Genomic DNA, 17,626 nt, shown 5'->3' with positions numbered 1-17,626 from the left:
GCCGCCTGCGGCGTCGAACCGTCGGGGGGCGCCGCCCCCCGGACCCCCCGAGGTATTTTAAGCCAGATGAATGAGGCGCACCCCCTGCCCGAAGAGAGCAGGGGGCTTCACCTGGCGCGGTCATCGGCTCCTCAGCCTGTACCGCCGTACCAGCTTGTCGCAGAAACGTTAACCAAACCCTTCATCTGGCCCAAAATACCTCGGGGTGAATGGCCCGCAGGGCCAGAGGGGCAGCGCCCCTTGCCTTTCCAGAGTGCCCGCACATGACCCAAGACCTCTCCCGCCTGCTGCGCCCCGCCTCCATCGCCGTGATCGGCGGCGGCACCTGGTGCGCCAATCTCATCGCGCAATGCGCGGCCATGGGTTTTGCCGGGCCGGTCTGGCCGGTGCATCCCAGCAAACCCGATATCGGCGGCGCGCGCGCCTATCCCACGCTGGCCTCTCTGCCCGGCGTGCCTGATGCGGTCTTTGTCGGCGTCAACCGCGACGCGACGATTGCCACCGTGGCAGAGCTGCGCGCGATGGGCGCAGGCGGGGCGGTCTGCTTTGCCGCGGGCTTTCTCGAGGCCGAGGCAGAGCTGGGCGACGGCGCGGCCATGCAGGCGCGGCTCCTGGAGGCTGCGGGCGATATGCCGATCATCGGCCCCAACTGCTATGGTTTCGTCAATTATCTCGATGGCGCGCTTCTCTGGCCCGATCAACATGGCGGCCGGCGCTGCGCGAGCGGAGTGGCCATTCTCACGCAAAGCTCGAACATCGCGATCAACCTCAGCATGCAGGCGCGCGGTCTGCCGATTGCTTACCTCATGACGGCGGGCAATCAGGCGCAGCTTGGCCTTGCGGACCTCGGCCGCGCGCTCTTGGCTGATCCGCGCGTCACCGCCCTTGGCCTGCATATCGAAGGCGTGGGCGATCTGCGCGCCTTCGAGGCATTGGCCGAGGCCGCACGCGCGGCTGGCAAGCCCATCGTCGCTCTGAAATCCGGGCGCTCGGATCAGGCGCGCGCCGCCACGCAATCGCATACGGCCTCTTTGGCGGGGAGCGGCGCCGGGGCGGCGGCGCTCTTGGCGCGGCTGGGCATCGCACAGGTTACCTCCCTGCCTCAGATGCTGGAAACCCTGAAACTCCTGCATTTCGCAGGCCCCCTGCCCGGCAATGCCGTGGCTTCGATCTCGTGCTCGGGCGGCGAGGCAAGCCTGATGGCCGACACAGCCCTTGACCATGCCATCACCCTGCCACCGCTCACCCCCTCTCAGGCCAGCGCCCTGCGCGCCGCACTCGGGCCACGGGTGGCGCTCGCCAACCCGCTCGACTACCACACGTTCATCTGGGGCGACGTGCCCGCCATGACCGCCACCTTTGCTGCCGCGCTGGAGGGCCCCGCCGACATCGGTGTGATGATTGCAGATTTTCCGCGCCCCGACCGATGCGATCCCGCCGCCTGGGACTGCATATTCGAGGCGGGCGCAGAGGCGCGACGCCGGGTGGGCAAGCCGCTCGCGCTCATCGCGACCCTGCCGGATTGCCTGTCCGAGGCTATGGCCGAGCGCGCCATCGCAAGCGGTTTGATCCCACTCTTGGGGCTGGATGACGGCCTCACCGCCATCGCTCATGCCGCATGGCTGGGACAGGCGCGCGCCACACCGGCCCCCCTGCTTTTGCCCGGCCCCCCCACGCGGCCCCACACCCTGACCGAGGCCGAGGCCAAGGCCGCGCTCGCCGCCCACGGTTTGCGCATCCCGCAAGCCCGCCGCGCCACCTCTGCCGCCGAACTCTCGGAAATCCTCACCGCCATGCCCCTCCCGCTGGTCATCAAGGCCGAGGGGCTGGCGCACAAGACCGAAGCCGGCGGCGTGCTATTTCTCCGCGACGCCGGGGAGACCCCCGAGGCGCTGGCCAAGGCAACCGCCATGCCGTGTCAAAGCTGGCTGATCGAAGAAATGGTTGCAGGCCCCGTCGCCGAACTCTTGATCGGCGTGCTGCGCGATCCGGCGCATGGGTTCGTGCTGACGCTGGGCGCGGGCGGCATCCTCACCGAGATCCTGCGCGATACCACCTGCCTGCTCTTGCCCGTCGCGGAACCCGAGATTGACAGGGCCCTGAACCACCTGCGCCTTGCGCCGCTGCTTCATGGCTATCGGGGCCAGCCAGCGGCAGACCGCGCCGCGATCCTGCGGGCCGTCATGGCCGTGCAGGACTATGTCATCACCCATGCCTCCTGTCTGGAAGAGGTGGAAATCAACCCGCTCCTCTGCACCGCTTCAGATGCGGTTGCCGTGGACGCGCTCATCACCAAGGGAGAGAGACCATGACCGACACCCCCATCAAGACAGAGCGCCACGGCGCCGTGCTCGAGGTGACACTGGATCGCCCCCGCGCCAATGCCATCAACGCCGCCACCAGCCGCATCATGGGCGAGGTATTCCGCGACTTTCGCGACGATCCCACCCTGCGCGTGGCGATCCTGACCGGCGCGGGTGAGAAATTCTTTTGCCCCGGCTGGGATCTCAAATCCGCCGCCGAAGGCGAGGCGCCCGACAGCGATTACGGCGTCGGCGGCTTTGGCGGGCTGCAGGAGCTGCGCGGGCTGAACAAGCCGGTGATTGCCGCCATCAACGGCATCGCCTGCGGCGGCGGGCTTGAACTGGCGCTGTCAGCAGACATCATTCTGGCCGCAGAACATGCCACCTTTGCCCTGCCCGAAATCCGCTCGGGCACCGTGGCCGATGCCGCCAGCCTCAAGCTGCCCAAGCGCATCCCCTACCACATCGCCATGGAGCTTTTGATCACGGGCCGCTGGTTCGATGCAAAAGAGGCTGCGCATTGGGGCCTCATCAACCACATCCACCCCGCAGACCGCTTGATGGCCGAAGCCCGCGCCATGGCCCAGACCATCGCCGACGGCCCGCCGCTCGTCTATGCCGCGATCAAGGAAATCGTGCGCGAAGCCGAGGCGATGCGTTTTCAGGATGCAATGAACCGCATCACCCGGCGACAGTTCGAGACGGTGGATATCCTCTACGCCTCGGAGGATCAGAAAGAGGGCGCGCGCGCCTTTGCCGAAAAACGCGATCCGGTATGGAAGGGGCGCTGAGGGCGGGTGTTTGACGCGCAGGTAACGTGCCTCAAATCCGCCCGAACACAGCCGCCAGAATCTCTTCCAGACGCGCCGCGTCTTCTTGCGTAAAGGCATCCGGTTGATCGCTGTCGATATCGAAGACTGCGATCAGTCGGCCCGCCCCGTCGCGCACCGGAAGGACAATCTCCGAGCGCGTGGAGCTCGCGCAGGCGATATGCCCCGGAAAGGCATCCACATCCGGCACCAATTGCACCGTGCCCGTGCGCGCCGCCGCCCCGCACACCCCGCGTGAAAACGGGATGCTCAGGCATCCATGCCCGCCCTGATAGGGCCCGATCTTGAGCATTTCGGGGGCTGTGACACGGTAGAACCCGGTCCAGTCGAACCGGTCATCGGCGTGATGCACCTCGCACACCACCGTGGCCATCAGCGCAACGGCGTCGCTCTCTCCGTCGGTGAGCGCGGCGATGGTTCGGGCGATATGGTCATAGTCGATCCGCATGGCAGCCATATGCCACGCCCCGCACGCCAAGGCCAGAGGCTGCGTGACGCCATCGGGTTGCATCCCCGGTCCTGCCATGGCAGAGACGCGCCCCGAATAGGAATCCGACATAGACTATAAGGAAAACGACACATGCCCCGGCTGAGTCTGCACCGAAACGTGACCCGTGATCTGGAACCGCTGGCGCGCCTTTTGACCGACAAGGACGATCTCGCGCTTATCAATCCGCAGGCCAGCCATCCCTTTGACGCGCGCGAATGGGCGCTGAAATGGGTGGGCGATCTCGAAGACGAGACCTTCTATCTGCGGGATGAGGACGGGCGCGACGTCGGCTTTTTCGCGCTGCGCGTGGGCATTGGCCCCGAGGTGCGCCACCTCACCTATGTCTTTGTCGAAGAAAGCATGCGTGGTGGCACCGGCGAGGTGCTCTTGTCCATGGCCGAGGATGCCGCGCGTCAACTCAACGCGCTGACCATCACGCTCAAGGTCGAACTCGACAACGCGCCGGCCCTCAATCTCTACCGCAAGGCAGGATACGAGGAACTGTCGCGCCGCAGGGGCATGGCCACGATGCGGCGCGATCTCGAAGCGGCGTGAACCGGATCACATCCGTTCAATCGCAATCGCCGTGCCCTCGCCGCCGCCGATGCAGATGGCGGCCACGCCACGCCGTAGCCCGCGCGTCTCAAGCGCATTGAGCAACGTCACCATGATCCGCGCGCCAGAGGCGCCAATCGGATGACCCAGCGCACAGGCACCGCCATTGACGTTGAGCCGCTCGCGCGCCACGCCCATCTCGTGCATGAACGCCATGGGCACCACGGCGAAGGCTTCGTTCACCTCCCACAGGTCGACATCATTCACGTCCCAACCCAGACGGTCCAAGAGCTTGCGTGCCGCAGGCACCGGCGCGGTGGTAAAAAGGCCGGGCGCCTGTGCATGGCTGGCATGCCCCATGATCCGCGCGCGGATGCGCAAGCCCTGCGCCTCTGCCGCCGCGCGCGAGGCCAGCACCAATGCCGCAGCACCATCGCTGATCGAGCTGGAATTGGCCGCCGTCACAGTGCCCTCCGCGCGAAACGCCGGTTTCAGCGTCGGGATCTTTTCGGGCCGCGCCTTGGCGGGTTGTTCGTCTGCGGAAATCACCACCTCGCCCTTGCGCCCCCGCACCGTGACCGGGGCAATCTCGCGCGCGAACGCCCCCGAGGCTTGGGCGTCAAGCGCGCCCTGCAACGAGGCCAGCGCATAGGCATCCTGCGCCTCGCGGGTGAATTGAAACGCCTCGGCGCAATCCTCGGCAAAGGTTCCCATCAGACGCCCCTTGTCATAGGCATCCTCGAGCCCGTCGAGAAACATGTGATCGACCACCTGCGCATGGCCCAGCCGCGCGCCGCCGCGCATTTTGGGCAAGAGATAGGGTGCGCTTGACATCGATTCCATCCCACCCGCGAGCATCACCTGTGCGTGGCCCAGCGCGATCTGGTCAAACGCCATCATCGCGGCCTTCATCCCTGATCCGCACATCTTGTTGAGCGTGGTGGCGGGCACCTCTTCGCCCAAGCCCCCCAGAAATCCCGCCTGCCGCGCCGGGGCCTGCCCCTGCCCCGCAGGCAGCACACAGCCCATCAAGACCTCGTCGACGGTTTCGGCCCCGGCATCCAGCAGCGCGGCGCGAATCGCAGCGCCCCCCAGCTCCGCCGCGGGCACCCCATCGAAATCCCCCTGAAATCCGCCCATGGGCGTGCGCGCCGCCCCTGCGATCACCACATCATGCATCTTTGCCTCCTCGCAAATCCTGATCCTGCATACCGAATGGTAAGGAATTGGGTCTAGCGTGCCCTGTATTACTACGTATCGCGCCGGAGGCACCATGGACTTGCACGCCACTCACCATCCTGACCTGACCATCATCACCGTGGCCGAGGCGCGTATCGACGCCGCCGCCGCCATTCGTTTCAAGGACGCCATGCGCGCCGCCACCGCCGCGGGGGCCGGGCCGGTTGTGCTTGATCTGGGCAATGTCACCTTTGTCGACTCGAGCGGTCTTGGCGCCATCGTCGCCGCGATGAAACAGATGGGCGGCGACCGGCGGCTTGATCTTGCCTGCCTCACCCCCGATGTGGCCAAGGTGTTTCGCCTCACGCGGATGGATACGGTTTTCACCATCCATGACGATCTGCGCAGGCTCAATTCCCGCGCGACAGGATAATGCGCCAAGATGGAGCACCCCTTGTCCCCCGTCAAAGGCCGCGCGCGGTGACCCCCGAGACCGCAGCACAGCGCCTCTCGCTCAGCACCCCGGCATCGGATCTCGCGGTGCGCGACGTGCTGGCGCGCATCCGTAGCTGGCTGCACGCCAGCGCCCTGACGGACGAGGACCGTGGCACCGTCGAAATCGTACTGGCCGAGGCGCTGAATAATATCGTCGAACATGCCTATCCGGCTGATGCCCCCGGCGAGATTCGCCTCGACCTTGCGCTTGACCAGGCCCGGCTTGTCTGTGTGCTCAGCGACCACGGCACGGCCCTGCCCGGTCTACGCCCCCCCGATGGCACCCTGCCCGCGCATGACGTCGCGCGCGACGCCTTGCCCGAGGGCGGATTTGGCTGGTTCCTGATTCGCGATCTTGCCGACCGGATCGACTATCGTCGCGCAGCAGGGTGGAACCACCTGAGCCTGGAACTCCGCCATTCCCGGCTCTGATACAACCCTAGGAAAAGGCCGCCGCAATCTTACCTTATTCCCGGCCAACTCACGCCGCAGAGACCCTGCATAACAAAACCTGTAGCTGCATATGGCTTCCCTCGGCGTCGCGTGTAATTGCCCCCACCCAGCGCGCGGCGTCGAGGCTTACCTCCCCCCCCCGATAGACAAAACGGCGAGCGCGGCCCAAGGCGATTACAGAAAAAGGCCCGCGATTTTTCTGTTATAAATTGAGCCAACTCAAGCTCTCAGAGCGTTTTGGTGTTTCAACGAAAAGCCGAAACGCTTTAGTGTCCGCCCATCACGGACACAAGGACTCCCCATGCGCGACTTTCACACGCCCGGCCGCTCGGCTACCTTCGCCACCAACGGAATGTGCGCCACCTCGCACCCGCTCGCGGCCAAGACCGCCATCGACATTCTCGAACGCGGCGGCAACGCCATGGACGCGGCGATTGCAGGCGCGGTCCTCTTGGGCATTTGCGAACCACAAATGACCGGCATCGGCGGCGATTGCTTTGTCCTCTTCACCAAACCGGGCGATCCCACCATCCACGCGCTCAACGGCTCTGGCCGCGCGCCCGCTGGGGCCTCTGCCGCCGCTCTGCGCGCCGCAGGCCATGAGACCGTGCCGCTCCAGAGCGCGCATGCCGTCACGGTCCCCGGTGCCGTCGACGCCTTTTGCCAACTCAGCGCCGATCACGGCCGGCTTGGCCTCGATACCCTGCTCGCCCCCACCATCCGCTACGCCGAAGAGGGCGTGCCAGTGGCCCCCCGCGTGGCCTTTGACTGGCCCACCGCTGGCGCTGCGCTTCAGGGGCATGGCCTCACCCATTTCATGCCCGCGGGCACGCCCCTCAAGGCGGGCCAGATGTTCCGCGCCCCCGGCCAGGCCGAGGTGCTGCGCCGCGTCGCCCGCGACGGGCGCGCCGCCTTTTACGAAGGCGAAGTGGCCGACGACATCATCGCCACGCTCAATGCCTTGGGCGGCACCCATCAGGCTGCCGATTTCGCAGGCCAGCGCTGCGATTACACAACACCCGTCCGCGGCGATTACAAAGGTGCCAACCTGGTCGAGCATCCGCCAAACGGCCAAGGCGCCACCGCGATCCTGCTGCTCAACATCCTGAAACATTTCGATATTGCAGGTATGGACCCGTTTGGCACAGAGCGTGTGCATATCGAGGCCGAGGCCACCAAACTGGCCTATGACGCGCGCAACCGCTTCATTGCCGACCCCGATCACATGCGCAAACTGGATCACATGCTCTCGCCGGAAACAGCGACGAAACTGGCCGCGCTGATTGATCCCAAGCGCGCCATGGCCGCCGCCAAACCCCTGACCGAGGCGGTGCACCGCGACACGATTTACATCACCGTAGTCGACCGCGACCGCATGGCAGTGTCGCTGATCTACTCGATCTTCCACGGCTTCGGCTCGGGCATTGCCTCCGAGAAATTCGGCGTGCTGCTGCAAAACCGCGGCGCGGGCTTTACGCTGGAAGAGGGACATCCCAACGAATTCGGCGGCGGCAAACGCCCGATGCACACGATCATCCCCGGCATGTTGGCCGAGAATGGCCGCGTGACCATGCCCTTTGGCGTGATGGGGGGCTCTTATCAGTCGACGGGTCATGCGCGGCTTGTCTCGAACCTGCGCGATTTCGGGATGGACCCGCAATCCGCCATCGACGCGCCGCGCGCCTTTGCCGATCCTCTCGGCCTCAACCTCGAGCGCGGCTATGGCGAGGATGTGGCGCAAACCCTTGCCGATATGGGGCACGAAATCCTGCGGATGCCCGGCCCCATCGGCGGCGCGCAGGCCATCTTCATCCACGAGGACGGCGTACTCGAAGGGGGCAGCGACCCGCGCAAGGATGGCTGCGCGCTTGGCTATTGATTGACCTCTGGGGTGGGTGCAAACCCACCCTTTTCCCGCTCAATTCAGCTGAAAATGCAGCGGGTAATGCCCATCCTCGAACGGCCCGAAGAGATCGGGAATATCGGGATGCCCCACCGGCTCTCCGGAATAATCCGCCACCAGGTTCTGTTCGCTCACATAGGCCACGTAATAGCTCTGCTCATTTTCCGCGAGCAGGTGATAGAACGGCTGTTCCTTGGATGGGCGGCTATCCTCGGGAATCGAGGCATACCATTCCTCGGTATTCGAGAATTGCGGATCGACATCAAAGATCACCCCGCGAAACGGGTGCTTCTTGTGACGGACCACCTGGCCCAGATGATATTTTGCACGTGTTTTAATCATATCGCGTTTGCCCCTACCTATGGATTGTAAACCTTTCAAGGGTGGTTTGTCCAACAGTCGGCTGAAACATGCGAGAAACAGTCTGTGAACGCAGGCGTGACAGCGCCACCCCCCAAAACCCTGCGAATTCGTGATTTCCCCCGGCCAGAGTTTCCGGTAAACTGCCTGAAAAAAAGAGAGCGAGAGGCAAATGAGCAGAACTCTTCGCGCGTTGATGGTGTTGTTTGTGCTGGCGTCTTGTGGCGGCGGCAATGGCTATGGCACCGCGCCGCGCAATCTGGACCACGCATGCGCCATTCTGAATGAGCGCCCCGAATACGCCCGCGCCTTCCGCGCGACAGAGCGCAGATGGGGCGTGCCCGCGCATGTGCAGATGGCCACCATTTATCAGGAAAGCAAATTCATCAGCGACGCGCGCACGCCGTTCCGCTGGACCCTTGGGGTGATTCCCACGGGTCGCGTCAGCTCTGCCTATGGCTATAGCCAGGCGCTTGATGGCACATGGGAAGAATATCAGCGCGAGACGGGCCGCTTTGGCGCGCGCCGCACCGATATCGCCGATGCCACGGATTTCATGGGCTGGTATATGGCCAAATCCAATCAGAGCCTTGGAATCCCGCTCACGGATGCGCGCAACCAGTATCTTGCCTACCATGACGGTCGCACGGGCTTTGCCCGCGGCAGCCACAACAGCAAGCCGTGGCTCCTGCGCGTCGCCGACAGTGTCGAGAGCCGGTCGCAGACCTACCGCGCACAGCTTGGCACCTGTTCTCTGGGGCGTGGCCTGATCTGAGAACCGCTGGGCCTGCGGCGCGGGCTCAGCGATCTACCCGCATCCGTTCTTTGCCCGGAATGACGAAATTCTCGTCATTCAGCCGTACATCGCGCTCCATATCCCCTAGAACAACCGTGGTCTGGCTGCCGCTGCCGTCATGGATCACCCATTGGCGCAACTCGACCGGGCTGCCGGTAAAGACAAGATCAATGCTGCCATATTCGGGGTTGGCCGGGTCCTGCGCGCGCACCGTGGTCGAGGTGCCATCGCTCGCGTGCCCCACCACCATCCGCTCGCGCGTGAGATCCACATTGCGCGCAAGGATGATCTTGAGCGGTGTGCGGTTGAGCGGATACCCCACCGGCCCGTCATTCGACCGCGGATCAATGACACCCACCGTATCGCCATCGGCCACAACCAGCGCCTCTTCGGGCGGGTCATATTCGAACCGCACCCGACCGGGGCGCTTGATCAGAATCCGCCCCGTGCTGATCGTGCCATCCTCGTTGATCTGGGTAAACGCGCCTTGGGCCGTCCGCAGACCGTTCAGGTAATTTGAGATTTCCGGCAAGGACAGCTTTTCCGCCGCCGCCGGGAGGGCCATCGCCGCCCAGAGGACGGGGACCATGAGAAAACGCATCCTGTTCATACCCTTCAGATAAGACGCCCCGCGCGGGATTGCACCTGCGCGGGGCGTAAAATTTTCGTGGCTGAGCGACCTGCCGCCGCCTACTGCGGCTCCGGCACCAGCACCTCGCGCTTGCCGACGTGGTTCGAGGCGCTGACCACGCCCTCATCTTCCATCTGCTCGACCAGACGCGCGGCCTTGTTATAGCCAATCGCCAGTTTCCGCTGGATATAAGAGGTCGAGCATTTGCGATCCTTGATCACGATCGCCACCGCCTGATCATAGAGCAGGTCATCACCCTCTGCCCCGCTGCCTGACGAGAGACCCAGCACCGCATCGATGCTCTCGGCCTTGTCCTCATCGGGGCCTTGCAGCACCGATCCCACATAGGTCGGCGGGCCATAGGCCTTGAGGTGATTGACCACCTCCTCCACCTCTTCATCGCTCACGAACGGCCCATGACAGCGCGTGATCTTGCCGCCCCCGGCCATGTATAGCATGTCGCCCATACCCAGAAGCTGCTCGGCCCCCATCTCGCCCAGAATGGTGCGGCTGTCGATTTTCGATGTCACCTGAAACGAAATCCGCGTCGGGAAATTCGCCTTGATCGTGCCGGTGATCACATCGACCGACGGGCGCTGGGTGGCCATTATGAGGTGAATACCGCTCGCCCGCGCCATCTGCGCCAGACGCTGAATACAGGCCTCGATCTCCTTGCCCGCGACCATCATCAGGTCGGCCATCTCGTCGACGATCACGACGATATAGGGCATCTTCTCGGGCGCGAATTCTTCGGTCTCGAATACCGGCTCGCCGGTGTCGTCGTCAAACCCGGTTTGCACCGTCCGGCTGAACATCTCGCCTTTCTTCAGCGCCTCATCGACCCGGCCGTTATAGCCGTCAATGTTACGCACGCCCATCTTGGACATCTTGCGATAGCGGTCCTCCATCTCGGCCACCACCCATTTGAGCGCGACCACCGCCTTTTTCGGGTCTGTCACGACGGGGGACAACAGATGCGGAATCCCGTCATAAACGCTCAGTTCCAGCATCTTGGGGTCGATCATGATCAACCGGCATTCCTCGGGCGTCAGCTTGTAGAGCAGGCTCAGGATCATCGTGTTGATCGCCACCGATTTGCCCGAGCCGGTCGTCCCTGCAATGAGCAGGTGGGGCATCTTGGCAAGGTTGGCCACAATCGGATCGCCGCCAATGTCCTTGCCAAGGGCAAGCGGCAGCTTCTGATTGCCATCGCCATAAGCCCGGCTCGACAGGATTTCGCGAAAGCCCACCATCTCGCGGTTGTCATTGGGCAATTCGATGCCAATGACCGACCGCCCCGGCACCGTGGACACCCGCGCGCTCAGCGCCGACATCGACCGCGCAATGTCATCCGCCAGGCCGATCACCCGGCTCGCCTTGAGGCCCGGTGCCGGCTCCAGCTCATACATCGTAACCACGGGGCCCGGGCGCACGCTTACGATCTCGCCCTTGACGCCGTAATCGTCGAGCACGTTTTCCAGCATCCGCGCATTCTCTTCCAGCGACTCGTCGCTCAGATGGTGGCGCTGAATCTGCTCGGGGTCCGCCAACAGGCTGAGCGGCGGCAATTCATAAACCGGCTGTGCCGGGGTATCGAACTTCAGCGTCGGCTGCGCCTCGGCCATGGCCCGCGAAGACGGCTGCATGGGCTTGCGCGGCGCGTGCTGCACCACCTTGCGCGGCTCTGGCACGGGAATCCGCGGCGCGGGCGCGGTCATTTCGGGCACATCCGTCCTGCCCGAGTGCCTCGATCATCGCGTCGAAATCGTCGTCCTCGGTCAAATCCACCATGGGTGCGGCCATGCTCCCCGGTGCCGCAGCGCGCAACAGCGGCTCGGCCCGCAGCGGCGTTTGCACCACATGCCGCGCCGTCAACGGCGGCTCGGGCGGCAACTCGCCGCGCGGCGCAGTATTCAGGATCAGCGGATCAGGACCACGGCCCCGGCCCTTGGTCAACGGGGCCACCGACTCGATACGCATCGCCGGGCTCTGGCGCACCCGCGCCTTGATCACATCGGAAATCTTGGCCCGGATGCGATCATCGCCGGGCATCTCGGCCTCGCCCTCATAGGTCGCGGCCTCCACTAATTCTGGCTCGGGCATGACCTCGGGCTTGCGCATCAGCATCGGCATCCGCGCCAGCAATCCACCCGGTTTTTCCACCGGTTGCGCGGGCTTGGGCGCGACCGGCGCAGCCCGCTCCGCCACGAGGGGCACGGCATCCGACCGACGCACCCGCGCGCCCTCCAGCACGGGCTCGGCCCGCAACGGCACCGCCGCCCGCTCAACAGCCGCCTCGCCCCGGCGCGCACGCCGCTCGGCCATCATCGCCTGCACGGCCTGCCCGGCCTGCGCCGCGCCGCCAGCACCCCGGCCCATGGCCTTCATCACAGTGGCATAGCTCAGGATCACCCCAACCAGCAGAAACCGGCCCACCCGGTGCAATTCCAACCGCGTGAAGCCCAGCACAAAGGCCCCCATCACCAGCACGCCCACACCCAGCGCCAGCGACAAGAGCTTGAGCCCCACGCTCGCACCCACCGGCAGAATACCCAGCAACGCGCCCAGAACCGTATCGCCAAAAAGACCGCCCAGACCGAAACTATGGGTCTGCGCCCACTCCGCCCCCGGCGTCAGCGACGCGGCATAGAGCGACAGAACCGCCAGCCAGATCGGCGCGAAAATGAGCCGCCCCATGGCCCGCTCCTGGCCCCGGTGCAGCGCCAGCCGCGCGCCCCAAACCCCGGCAACGATGGCAAAGCCCCAAGACCCCCAGCCGATGATCATGAACAGCGGGGCCGCCACCGACGCGCCCAACCGCCCCATCCAGTTCTGCACCGGCGCATCCGTGGCCGACATCCAGCTTGGATCGTCGGGGGTATACGAGACCACCATCGCCGCCACCATCAGCGCCAATGCCATCAGCACGAGACCCAGCAATTCCTTGCCGCGTTTCTCGATTGCCTCAGCCATGTTGCTGTCCAGCAAGGGGTCGCGCCCGCGCGTCTGATATGCCATCTCGTCCCTCGTCCTCAGTCATCCATAGAGACAGGCACGCAGCCGTCTCAAACCATCTGCCATCTCATCCTTGGGGGCCACCATCGCGACCCGAATATAGCCTTGACCGGGGTTAACCCCCCCCGCCTCCTGGCTCAGATAGGCCCCCGGCAGCACCCGCACGCCGGTTTCCTGCCAGAGCCGCAGCGTCGCCGCCTCACCATCCTCGACCGGCAGCCAAAGGAAGAATCCAGCCTCCGGGCTGCGATAGCCGGGCAGATTACCCAGAATCTCATCGGCAATCGCGTATTTCTCGCCATAGAGACGACGATTTTCGATCACATGCGCCTCATCCGCCCAGAGCCGTGCCGCCGCATGCTGCAACGGCATCGGCAAGGGCGATCCGGCATAATTGCGCAACTGCTTCATCTGCGCGATGTTCTTGGGGCCAGAGGCGACAAAGCCCGAGCGCAGCCCCGGCAGGTTCGACCGCTTCGACAGGCTGTGAAAGGCCACGATCCGCTCTGGGTCCGCACCCATCTCCTGCGCGACCTCCAGAATACCCACCGGGGGCGTGTCACGGTAGATCTCGGCATAACATTCATCGGCGAAAATGCGGAAATCATACCGCTCCGCCAGCCGGATCAGATCGGCCCAATACTCCCGGCTTGCCACCGTGCCTTGCGGATTGGCGGGCGAACACAGATAGGCCACCGTGACCCGGTTCAAAACCTCTTCGGGCAGCGCCGCGAAATCCGGCAAATGCCCGGTCTCATGGGTGGCGTTCAGGAAAACCGGTTCCGCCCCCACGCTCAGCGCCGCCACCATATAGACCTGATAAAACGGGTTTGGCGCCAGCACGACCGGGCGCTTGCCGCCCTTCAGTTCCGGGCTGAGCGCCATCATCGCGTTATAGAGCCCCTCGCGCGTGCCATTCAGCGCCATGATCCGGCTCGCCGGATCAAGCGTCACGCCATAGCGCCGCCCCACCCAGTCGCTTGCCGCCTGCAACAGCGCGGGCATGCCCTCGTTGATCGGATAGGACCCGAACCCATCGGCATTTTCCGCAATGACATCAACGATCCAGCGCGGAAACGCGTGTTTCGGCTCGCCAATCGTCATATGCACGACCTCGCCCCCCGGCGCATGGGCGTCGAGCAAGCTCCGCAGGCGCGGAAACGCATAGGCCGGTAGGTTCGCAAACCGCTCGGGAAACATCTGATACTGCCTCAAGGTTCGGGATCATTCGCGTCCCGTTTCCTCAAATCTAACTAAGCCCTGCCCTCAGGTCCAGCAAAACCAAGGGCCTAGCCCCCGAATTGTGGCATTTTTGGCAAGGCCCCCGGCTTTCCTTGTTCTGCAAATACCCGGCGCCACCCTGCCCCGCGCGCTCTGGCTTGGGCTTGCGCGCTCAGGCCGCGGTCAGGTGTCCGCCCTGCCAGCCCGTGACACGCGCCTGCACGATCTGTCCTTCGGGGCGGTCGCTCTCGAAAACCACCTCGGTGAATTGCTCGGTACGGCCCATGCGCGGGGCCTCCATCAGCACCGCGTGGGCGCGCCCCTGCTGTTCGGCCAGATGGGCGGCAACGCGCGCCTCACCCGCCGCGCGCAACCGCGCGGCCCGCGCCTTGATCTCCGGGCCTTTGACCTGCGGCATCCGGGCGGCTGGCGTGCCGGGGCGCGGGGAATAGGGAAAGACATGCAGCCACGTGAGGTGACACTCCTCCACCAGCCGCAGCGAGTTCTCGAATGCCGCCTCGGTCTCGGTCGGAAAGCCTGCGATAATATCCGCGCCAAAGGTCATCTCGGGACGCAAGCGTCGCGCCTCTTCGGCAAAGCGAATGGCGTCCTCGCGCAAATGCCGCCGTTTCATCCGCTTGAGGATCAGATCATCGCCATGTTGCAGGCTCAGATGCAGATGCGGCATCAGACGCGGCTCGGTGGCAATCGCCTGCATCAGGTTGTCATCCACCTCAATGGAATCGATCGACGAAATCCGCAGGCGCGGCAGGTCCGGCACCAGGCGCAGAATCCGCATCACCAGATCGCCGAGTTTCGGCGCGGCGGGCAAATCCGCCCCCCAGCTTGTCAGGTCCACGCCGGTCAGCACGACCTCGTTATAGCCCGCCCCCACCAGCCGCTTTATCTGCTCGACCACGACACCGGCAGGCACAGAGCGCGAATTGCCCCGGCCAAACGGGATGATGCAAAAGGTGCAGCGATGATCGCAGCCGTTCTGAACCTGCACATAGGCGCGGCTGCGGCTGCCGAACCCGTCGATCAGATGCCCCGCCGTCTCGCGCACCGACATGATGTCATCGACCAGCACCCGTTCGGTCTCGCCGATGAAATCCCCGGCCAGCCGCGCCCATGTATCCGCCGCCATCTTCTCGGTATTGCCGATCACCGCATCCACTTCCGCCATCGCGGCAAAGGTCTCGGGCTCGGTCTGTGCGGCACAGCCGGTCACGATCAACCGTGCGCCCGGATTCTCGCGCCGCAAGCGCCGGATTTCCTGCCGCGCCTTGCGCACCGCCTCGGATGTCACCGCGCAGGTGTTGACAATCACCGCATTGCCCAGGCCAGCTTGGCCCGCCAATTCCTTCATCGCCTCGGTTTCATAGGCGTTGAGCCGACAGCCCAGCGTGGTGAATTTCGGCGCTGCGCTCATCGGTGGGCCACCAGAAACGCAGGCGTGAAAACGCCGCTTGCCACATGCGCCGTCTCTCCGGTCATCCAGACGCCATCCTCGCGCCAGTCGACATGGATCGTGCCCCCATCAAGATCAATCCGCACCGCACGCCCCGTCAGACCCCGCCGCGCCGCCGCCACCGCCGTTGCACAGGACGACGAGCCAGAGGCCAGCGTCACGCCAACCCCCCGCTCCCAGACGCGCATGCGAATGTGATCCGCGCCAATGACCGTGGCCACCTGCACATTGGTCCGCTCAGGGTAGAGCGGGTGATGCTCATAGCGCGGCCCGAATTGCTCCAGCGTCACCGCCTCGGCATCCGCGACAAAAAACGTGCAATGCGGATTGCCCATGCCCGTGGCCACCGGCCCGCCCTCGATGGGCAGTTCCAGCGTATCCATTGCCTCAGCCAGCGGAATCTCGGCCCAGTCAAGCTGCGGCTGTCCCATATTGACCGAGGTCAGGCCGCCGCCTGCATCCACCGCCACCAGCGCACCCCGCGCCGTGCTCAGATCGAGCCGCGTCTTGCCGCTCTCCTCCATCAGATGCCGCGCGATACAGCGCGTGGCGTTGCCACAGGCGGCCGAGGTCGAGCCATCGGCATTGTAGAACGTCAGATGCGCATCACCCATGCCCTGCGTTATCACCGCCAACTGATCGAACCCGATTCCCCGATGCCGGTCGGCGATGGCCATGATCAACGCAGGTGTCAGCCCCAGATCGCGGCCACGCCCATCCAGCACGACAAAATCGTTTCCCAGCCCATGCATCTTGAAAAAGGGCAATCCGGTGTTGTCTGCTTGGCTCATGCTCGCGCATATAAACCGGCCCGAGAGACGAATCCAGCAGATCGCAGAATTATCTTGCACTTTCGGGGTTGACCCCCCGCCCCGCTCTTTCTAGATAGCGCGTCTAGTGGGCCGTTAGCTCAGTTGGTAGAGCAACTGACTTTTAATCAGTGGGTCGCAGGTTCGAATCCTGCACGGCTCACCACTACTCAGAAAATGGGTTCAAGAAACCCGATGCCATGGGCTGTGCACGGCGCGTGCAACAGTGCCGATATGGTCAAGAGCGGCGACTGATATGCCGCCGCCCTTTTTGCTTTTGGCCTACCGGCTCAAACCGGGGCGCAGACCTGCGCCACGACCCTTATTGCCGGTATAGACCGGATCAATCGTCCAGACGCTCGACCACGGTTGTTGCATAGGCATCGACCAGCGCCGCATAGAAATCATCCTGCGACGGCTCGATCGTGACCCAGCCTTCGGGGGCCGGGGCATCACCTGTGACAGCCGTCATTTGCAACGCATAGCTGCCGATCTGTTTGTCGGGGTTCTCCAGACTATCGGCATTGACGGCAACGGCATCGTTGAGCCCTTCAAAGGTCGAAACCGTCCCCTCCAGCTGGTTGAACTCGCCGGTATCCGGCAGGATTGTATCGCCATCAATCGCCACCTTGTTGATCTCAACCGCGATTCTTGGCGCGTCGGCGGCATCGTCCAGCGTCACTTTCGACGCAATTGCCGTGGCCAGGTCCGCCTCTAGGGTCGGCCAGTATTTCAGGACATTGTTGTCCGCGTAGGCGCTGAGATCAACCTTGACATCAAGGCCCGAGAGGGTCTTGTCCATGGCCAGAACTGGGCCAACGCTGGCCAAGGTCATCCCGGTGAAAAGTGCTGTCGTGAGAAGCCGTTTCATTGCAAAGTCTCCTTCTATGGGTCGTATCAAACCCGCAATGCATCAGATGCGGCGGGCCGGTGACACGCACGCCCTTGTGGCGTGATGTGGTCTAAGAACGCGCGCCCTCTGGTATGGTTCCCAAAAACCTGAATACTCCGCCAGGACCTGCGCCGCGCGAACTCACCCCAACGCCGGAACCACATGGCCATTACGGCGTTATTCTACCGGGCAACGACGACGGGTCAGATACGGGCCCGATACG

Annotated in this window: 15 protein-coding genes, 1 tRNA gene and 1 pseudogene; 8 read left to right on the top strand and 9 right to left on the bottom strand. The window is 64.3% G+C overall.

Going from position 1 to position 17,626, the window contains the following annotated elements:
- Positions 1–263 precede the first annotated feature (263 nt).
- Both ROSMUC_RS12660 and ROSMUC_RS12655 read left to right on the top strand, forming a co-directional pair.
- The gene (locus tag ROSMUC_RS12660) at positions 264–2,312 is read left to right on the top strand and encodes an acetate--CoA ligase family protein (RefSeq protein ID WP_037273590.1); all 2,049 of its coding nucleotides are present in this window, start codon (positions 264–266) and stop codon (positions 2,310–2,312) included.
- Positions 2,309–3,094: a carnitinyl-CoA dehydratase gene (locus ROSMUC_RS12655; RefSeq protein WP_037273589.1), complete on the top strand. Its 786-nt coding sequence runs from the start codon at positions 2,309–2,311 to the stop codon at positions 3,092–3,094. Before ROSMUC_RS12660 ends, ROSMUC_RS12655 begins: the two co-directional genes overlap by 4 nt.
- Before the next feature lie 31 nt (positions 3,095–3,125).
- Here the strand turns inward: ROSMUC_RS12655 and ROSMUC_RS12650 are convergent, their stop codons facing one another.
- A complete protein-coding gene (locus ROSMUC_RS12650; protein ID WP_037274078.1) occupies positions 3,126–3,581 on the bottom strand; it encodes a GAF domain-containing protein in 456 nt (151 codons plus the stop codon).
- A gap of 132 nt (positions 3,582–3,713) precedes the next feature.
- Between ROSMUC_RS12650 and ROSMUC_RS12645 the strand changes: the two genes are divergently transcribed.
- Positions 3,714–4,178 carry a GNAT family N-acetyltransferase gene (locus ROSMUC_RS12645; RefSeq protein ID WP_037273586.1) on the top strand — a complete coding sequence of 155 codons (465 nt, stop codon included), beginning with the start codon at positions 3,714–3,716 and terminating at the stop codon, positions 4,176–4,178.
- A 6-nt stretch (positions 4,179–4,184) separates the two neighbouring features.
- Here ROSMUC_RS12645 and ROSMUC_RS12640 read toward each other — a convergent pair whose 3' ends face one another.
- Entirely contained in the window at positions 4,185–5,357 is a 1,173-nt protein-coding gene (locus tag ROSMUC_RS12640) for a thiolase family protein (protein WP_037273585.1), read from the bottom strand.
- A gap of 94 nt (positions 5,358–5,451) precedes the next feature.
- Here ROSMUC_RS12640 and ROSMUC_RS12635 point away from each other — a divergent pair, with 94 nt between their 5' ends.
- From ROSMUC_RS12635 to ROSMUC_RS12625, 3 genes are all read left to right on the top strand, one after another.
- On the top strand, positions 5,452–5,790 hold the full coding sequence (locus tag ROSMUC_RS12635) for an STAS domain-containing protein (RefSeq protein ID WP_037273583.1): 339 nt from the start codon (positions 5,452–5,454) through the stop codon (positions 5,788–5,790).
- A gap of 47 nt (positions 5,791–5,837) precedes the next feature.
- A complete protein-coding gene (locus ROSMUC_RS12630; protein WP_245875173.1) occupies positions 5,838–6,284 on the top strand; it encodes an ATP-binding protein in 447 nt (148 codons plus the stop codon).
- A 322-nt stretch (positions 6,285–6,606) separates the two neighbouring features.
- Positions 6,607–8,184, top strand: a complete 1,578-nt coding sequence (locus ROSMUC_RS12625; protein WP_037273579.1) for a gamma-glutamyltransferase family protein — start codon at positions 6,607–6,609, stop codon at positions 8,182–8,184.
- Between the two features lie 39 nt (positions 8,185–8,223).
- Here ROSMUC_RS12625 and hspQ read toward each other — a convergent pair whose 3' ends face one another.
- Positions 8,224–8,550, bottom strand: coding sequence for a heat shock protein HspQ (gene hspQ, locus ROSMUC_RS12620; RefSeq protein ID WP_008283234.1), 327 nt, complete (start codon positions 8,548–8,550; stop codon positions 8,224–8,226).
- A 190-nt stretch (positions 8,551–8,740) separates the two neighbouring features.
- On the opposite strand from hspQ, the gene ROSMUC_RS12615 reads away from it, so the two are divergent.
- Positions 8,741–9,343, top strand: coding sequence for a transglycosylase SLT domain-containing protein (locus ROSMUC_RS12615; RefSeq protein WP_037273575.1), 603 nt, complete (start codon positions 8,741–8,743; stop codon positions 9,341–9,343).
- A 25-nt stretch (positions 9,344–9,368) separates the two neighbouring features.
- On the opposite strand, the gene ROSMUC_RS12610 is transcribed toward ROSMUC_RS12615, so the two are convergent.
- The 5 genes and pseudogenes from ROSMUC_RS12610 to dapF all read right to left on the bottom strand — a co-directional run bounded on the left by ROSMUC_RS12610 (position 9,369) and on the right by dapF (position 16,493).
- The gene (locus ROSMUC_RS12610; RefSeq protein WP_037273569.1) at positions 9,369–9,974 is read right to left on the bottom strand and encodes a LolA family protein; all 606 of its coding nucleotides are present in this window, start codon (positions 9,972–9,974) and stop codon (positions 9,369–9,371) included.
- Between the two features lie 80 nt (positions 9,975–10,054).
- A pseudogene (locus tag ROSMUC_RS12605) lies at positions 10,055–13,013 on the bottom strand (DNA translocase FtsK).
- Between the two features lie 18 nt (positions 13,014–13,031).
- Positions 13,032–14,210, bottom strand: a complete 1,179-nt coding sequence (locus ROSMUC_RS12600) for an aminotransferase class I/II-fold pyridoxal phosphate-dependent enzyme (protein ID WP_037273567.1) — start codon at positions 14,208–14,210, stop codon at positions 13,032–13,034.
- 193 nt (positions 14,211–14,403) lie between these two features.
- Positions 14,404–15,663 carry a tRNA (N(6)-L-threonylcarbamoyladenosine(37)-C(2))-methylthiotransferase MtaB gene (gene mtaB / locus ROSMUC_RS12595; protein WP_037273566.1) on the bottom strand — a complete coding sequence of 420 codons (1,260 nt, stop codon included), beginning with the start codon at positions 15,661–15,663 and terminating at the stop codon, positions 14,404–14,406.
- Positions 15,660–16,493 (bottom strand): diaminopimelate epimerase, encoded by an 834-nt coding sequence (gene dapF, locus ROSMUC_RS12590; RefSeq protein ID WP_037273564.1) that lies wholly within the window; start codon positions 16,491–16,493, stop codon positions 15,660–15,662. The genes mtaB and dapF overlap by 4 nt, the downstream gene beginning before the upstream one ends.
- A gap of 108 nt (positions 16,494–16,601) precedes the next feature.
- On the opposite strand from dapF, the gene ROSMUC_RS12585 reads away from it, so the two are divergent.
- A tRNA-Lys gene (locus ROSMUC_RS12585) sits at positions 16,602–16,677 on the top strand.
- Between the two features lie 177 nt (positions 16,678–16,854).
- Here ROSMUC_RS12585 and ROSMUC_RS12580 read toward each other — a convergent pair.
- Complete coding sequence (locus ROSMUC_RS12580) at positions 16,855–17,382, bottom strand: hypothetical protein (protein ID WP_037273562.1); 528 nt, start codon at positions 17,380–17,382, stop codon at positions 16,855–16,857.
- Positions 17,383–17,626: the final 244 nt, after the last annotated feature.

The sequence above is a fragment of the Roseovarius mucosus DSM 17069 genome (genome assembly GCF_000768555.3).
Lineage (GTDB): Bacteria > Pseudomonadota > Alphaproteobacteria > Rhodobacterales > Rhodobacteraceae > Roseovarius > Roseovarius mucosus.
This window is presented reverse-complemented; position numbering and strand designations above follow the sequence as displayed.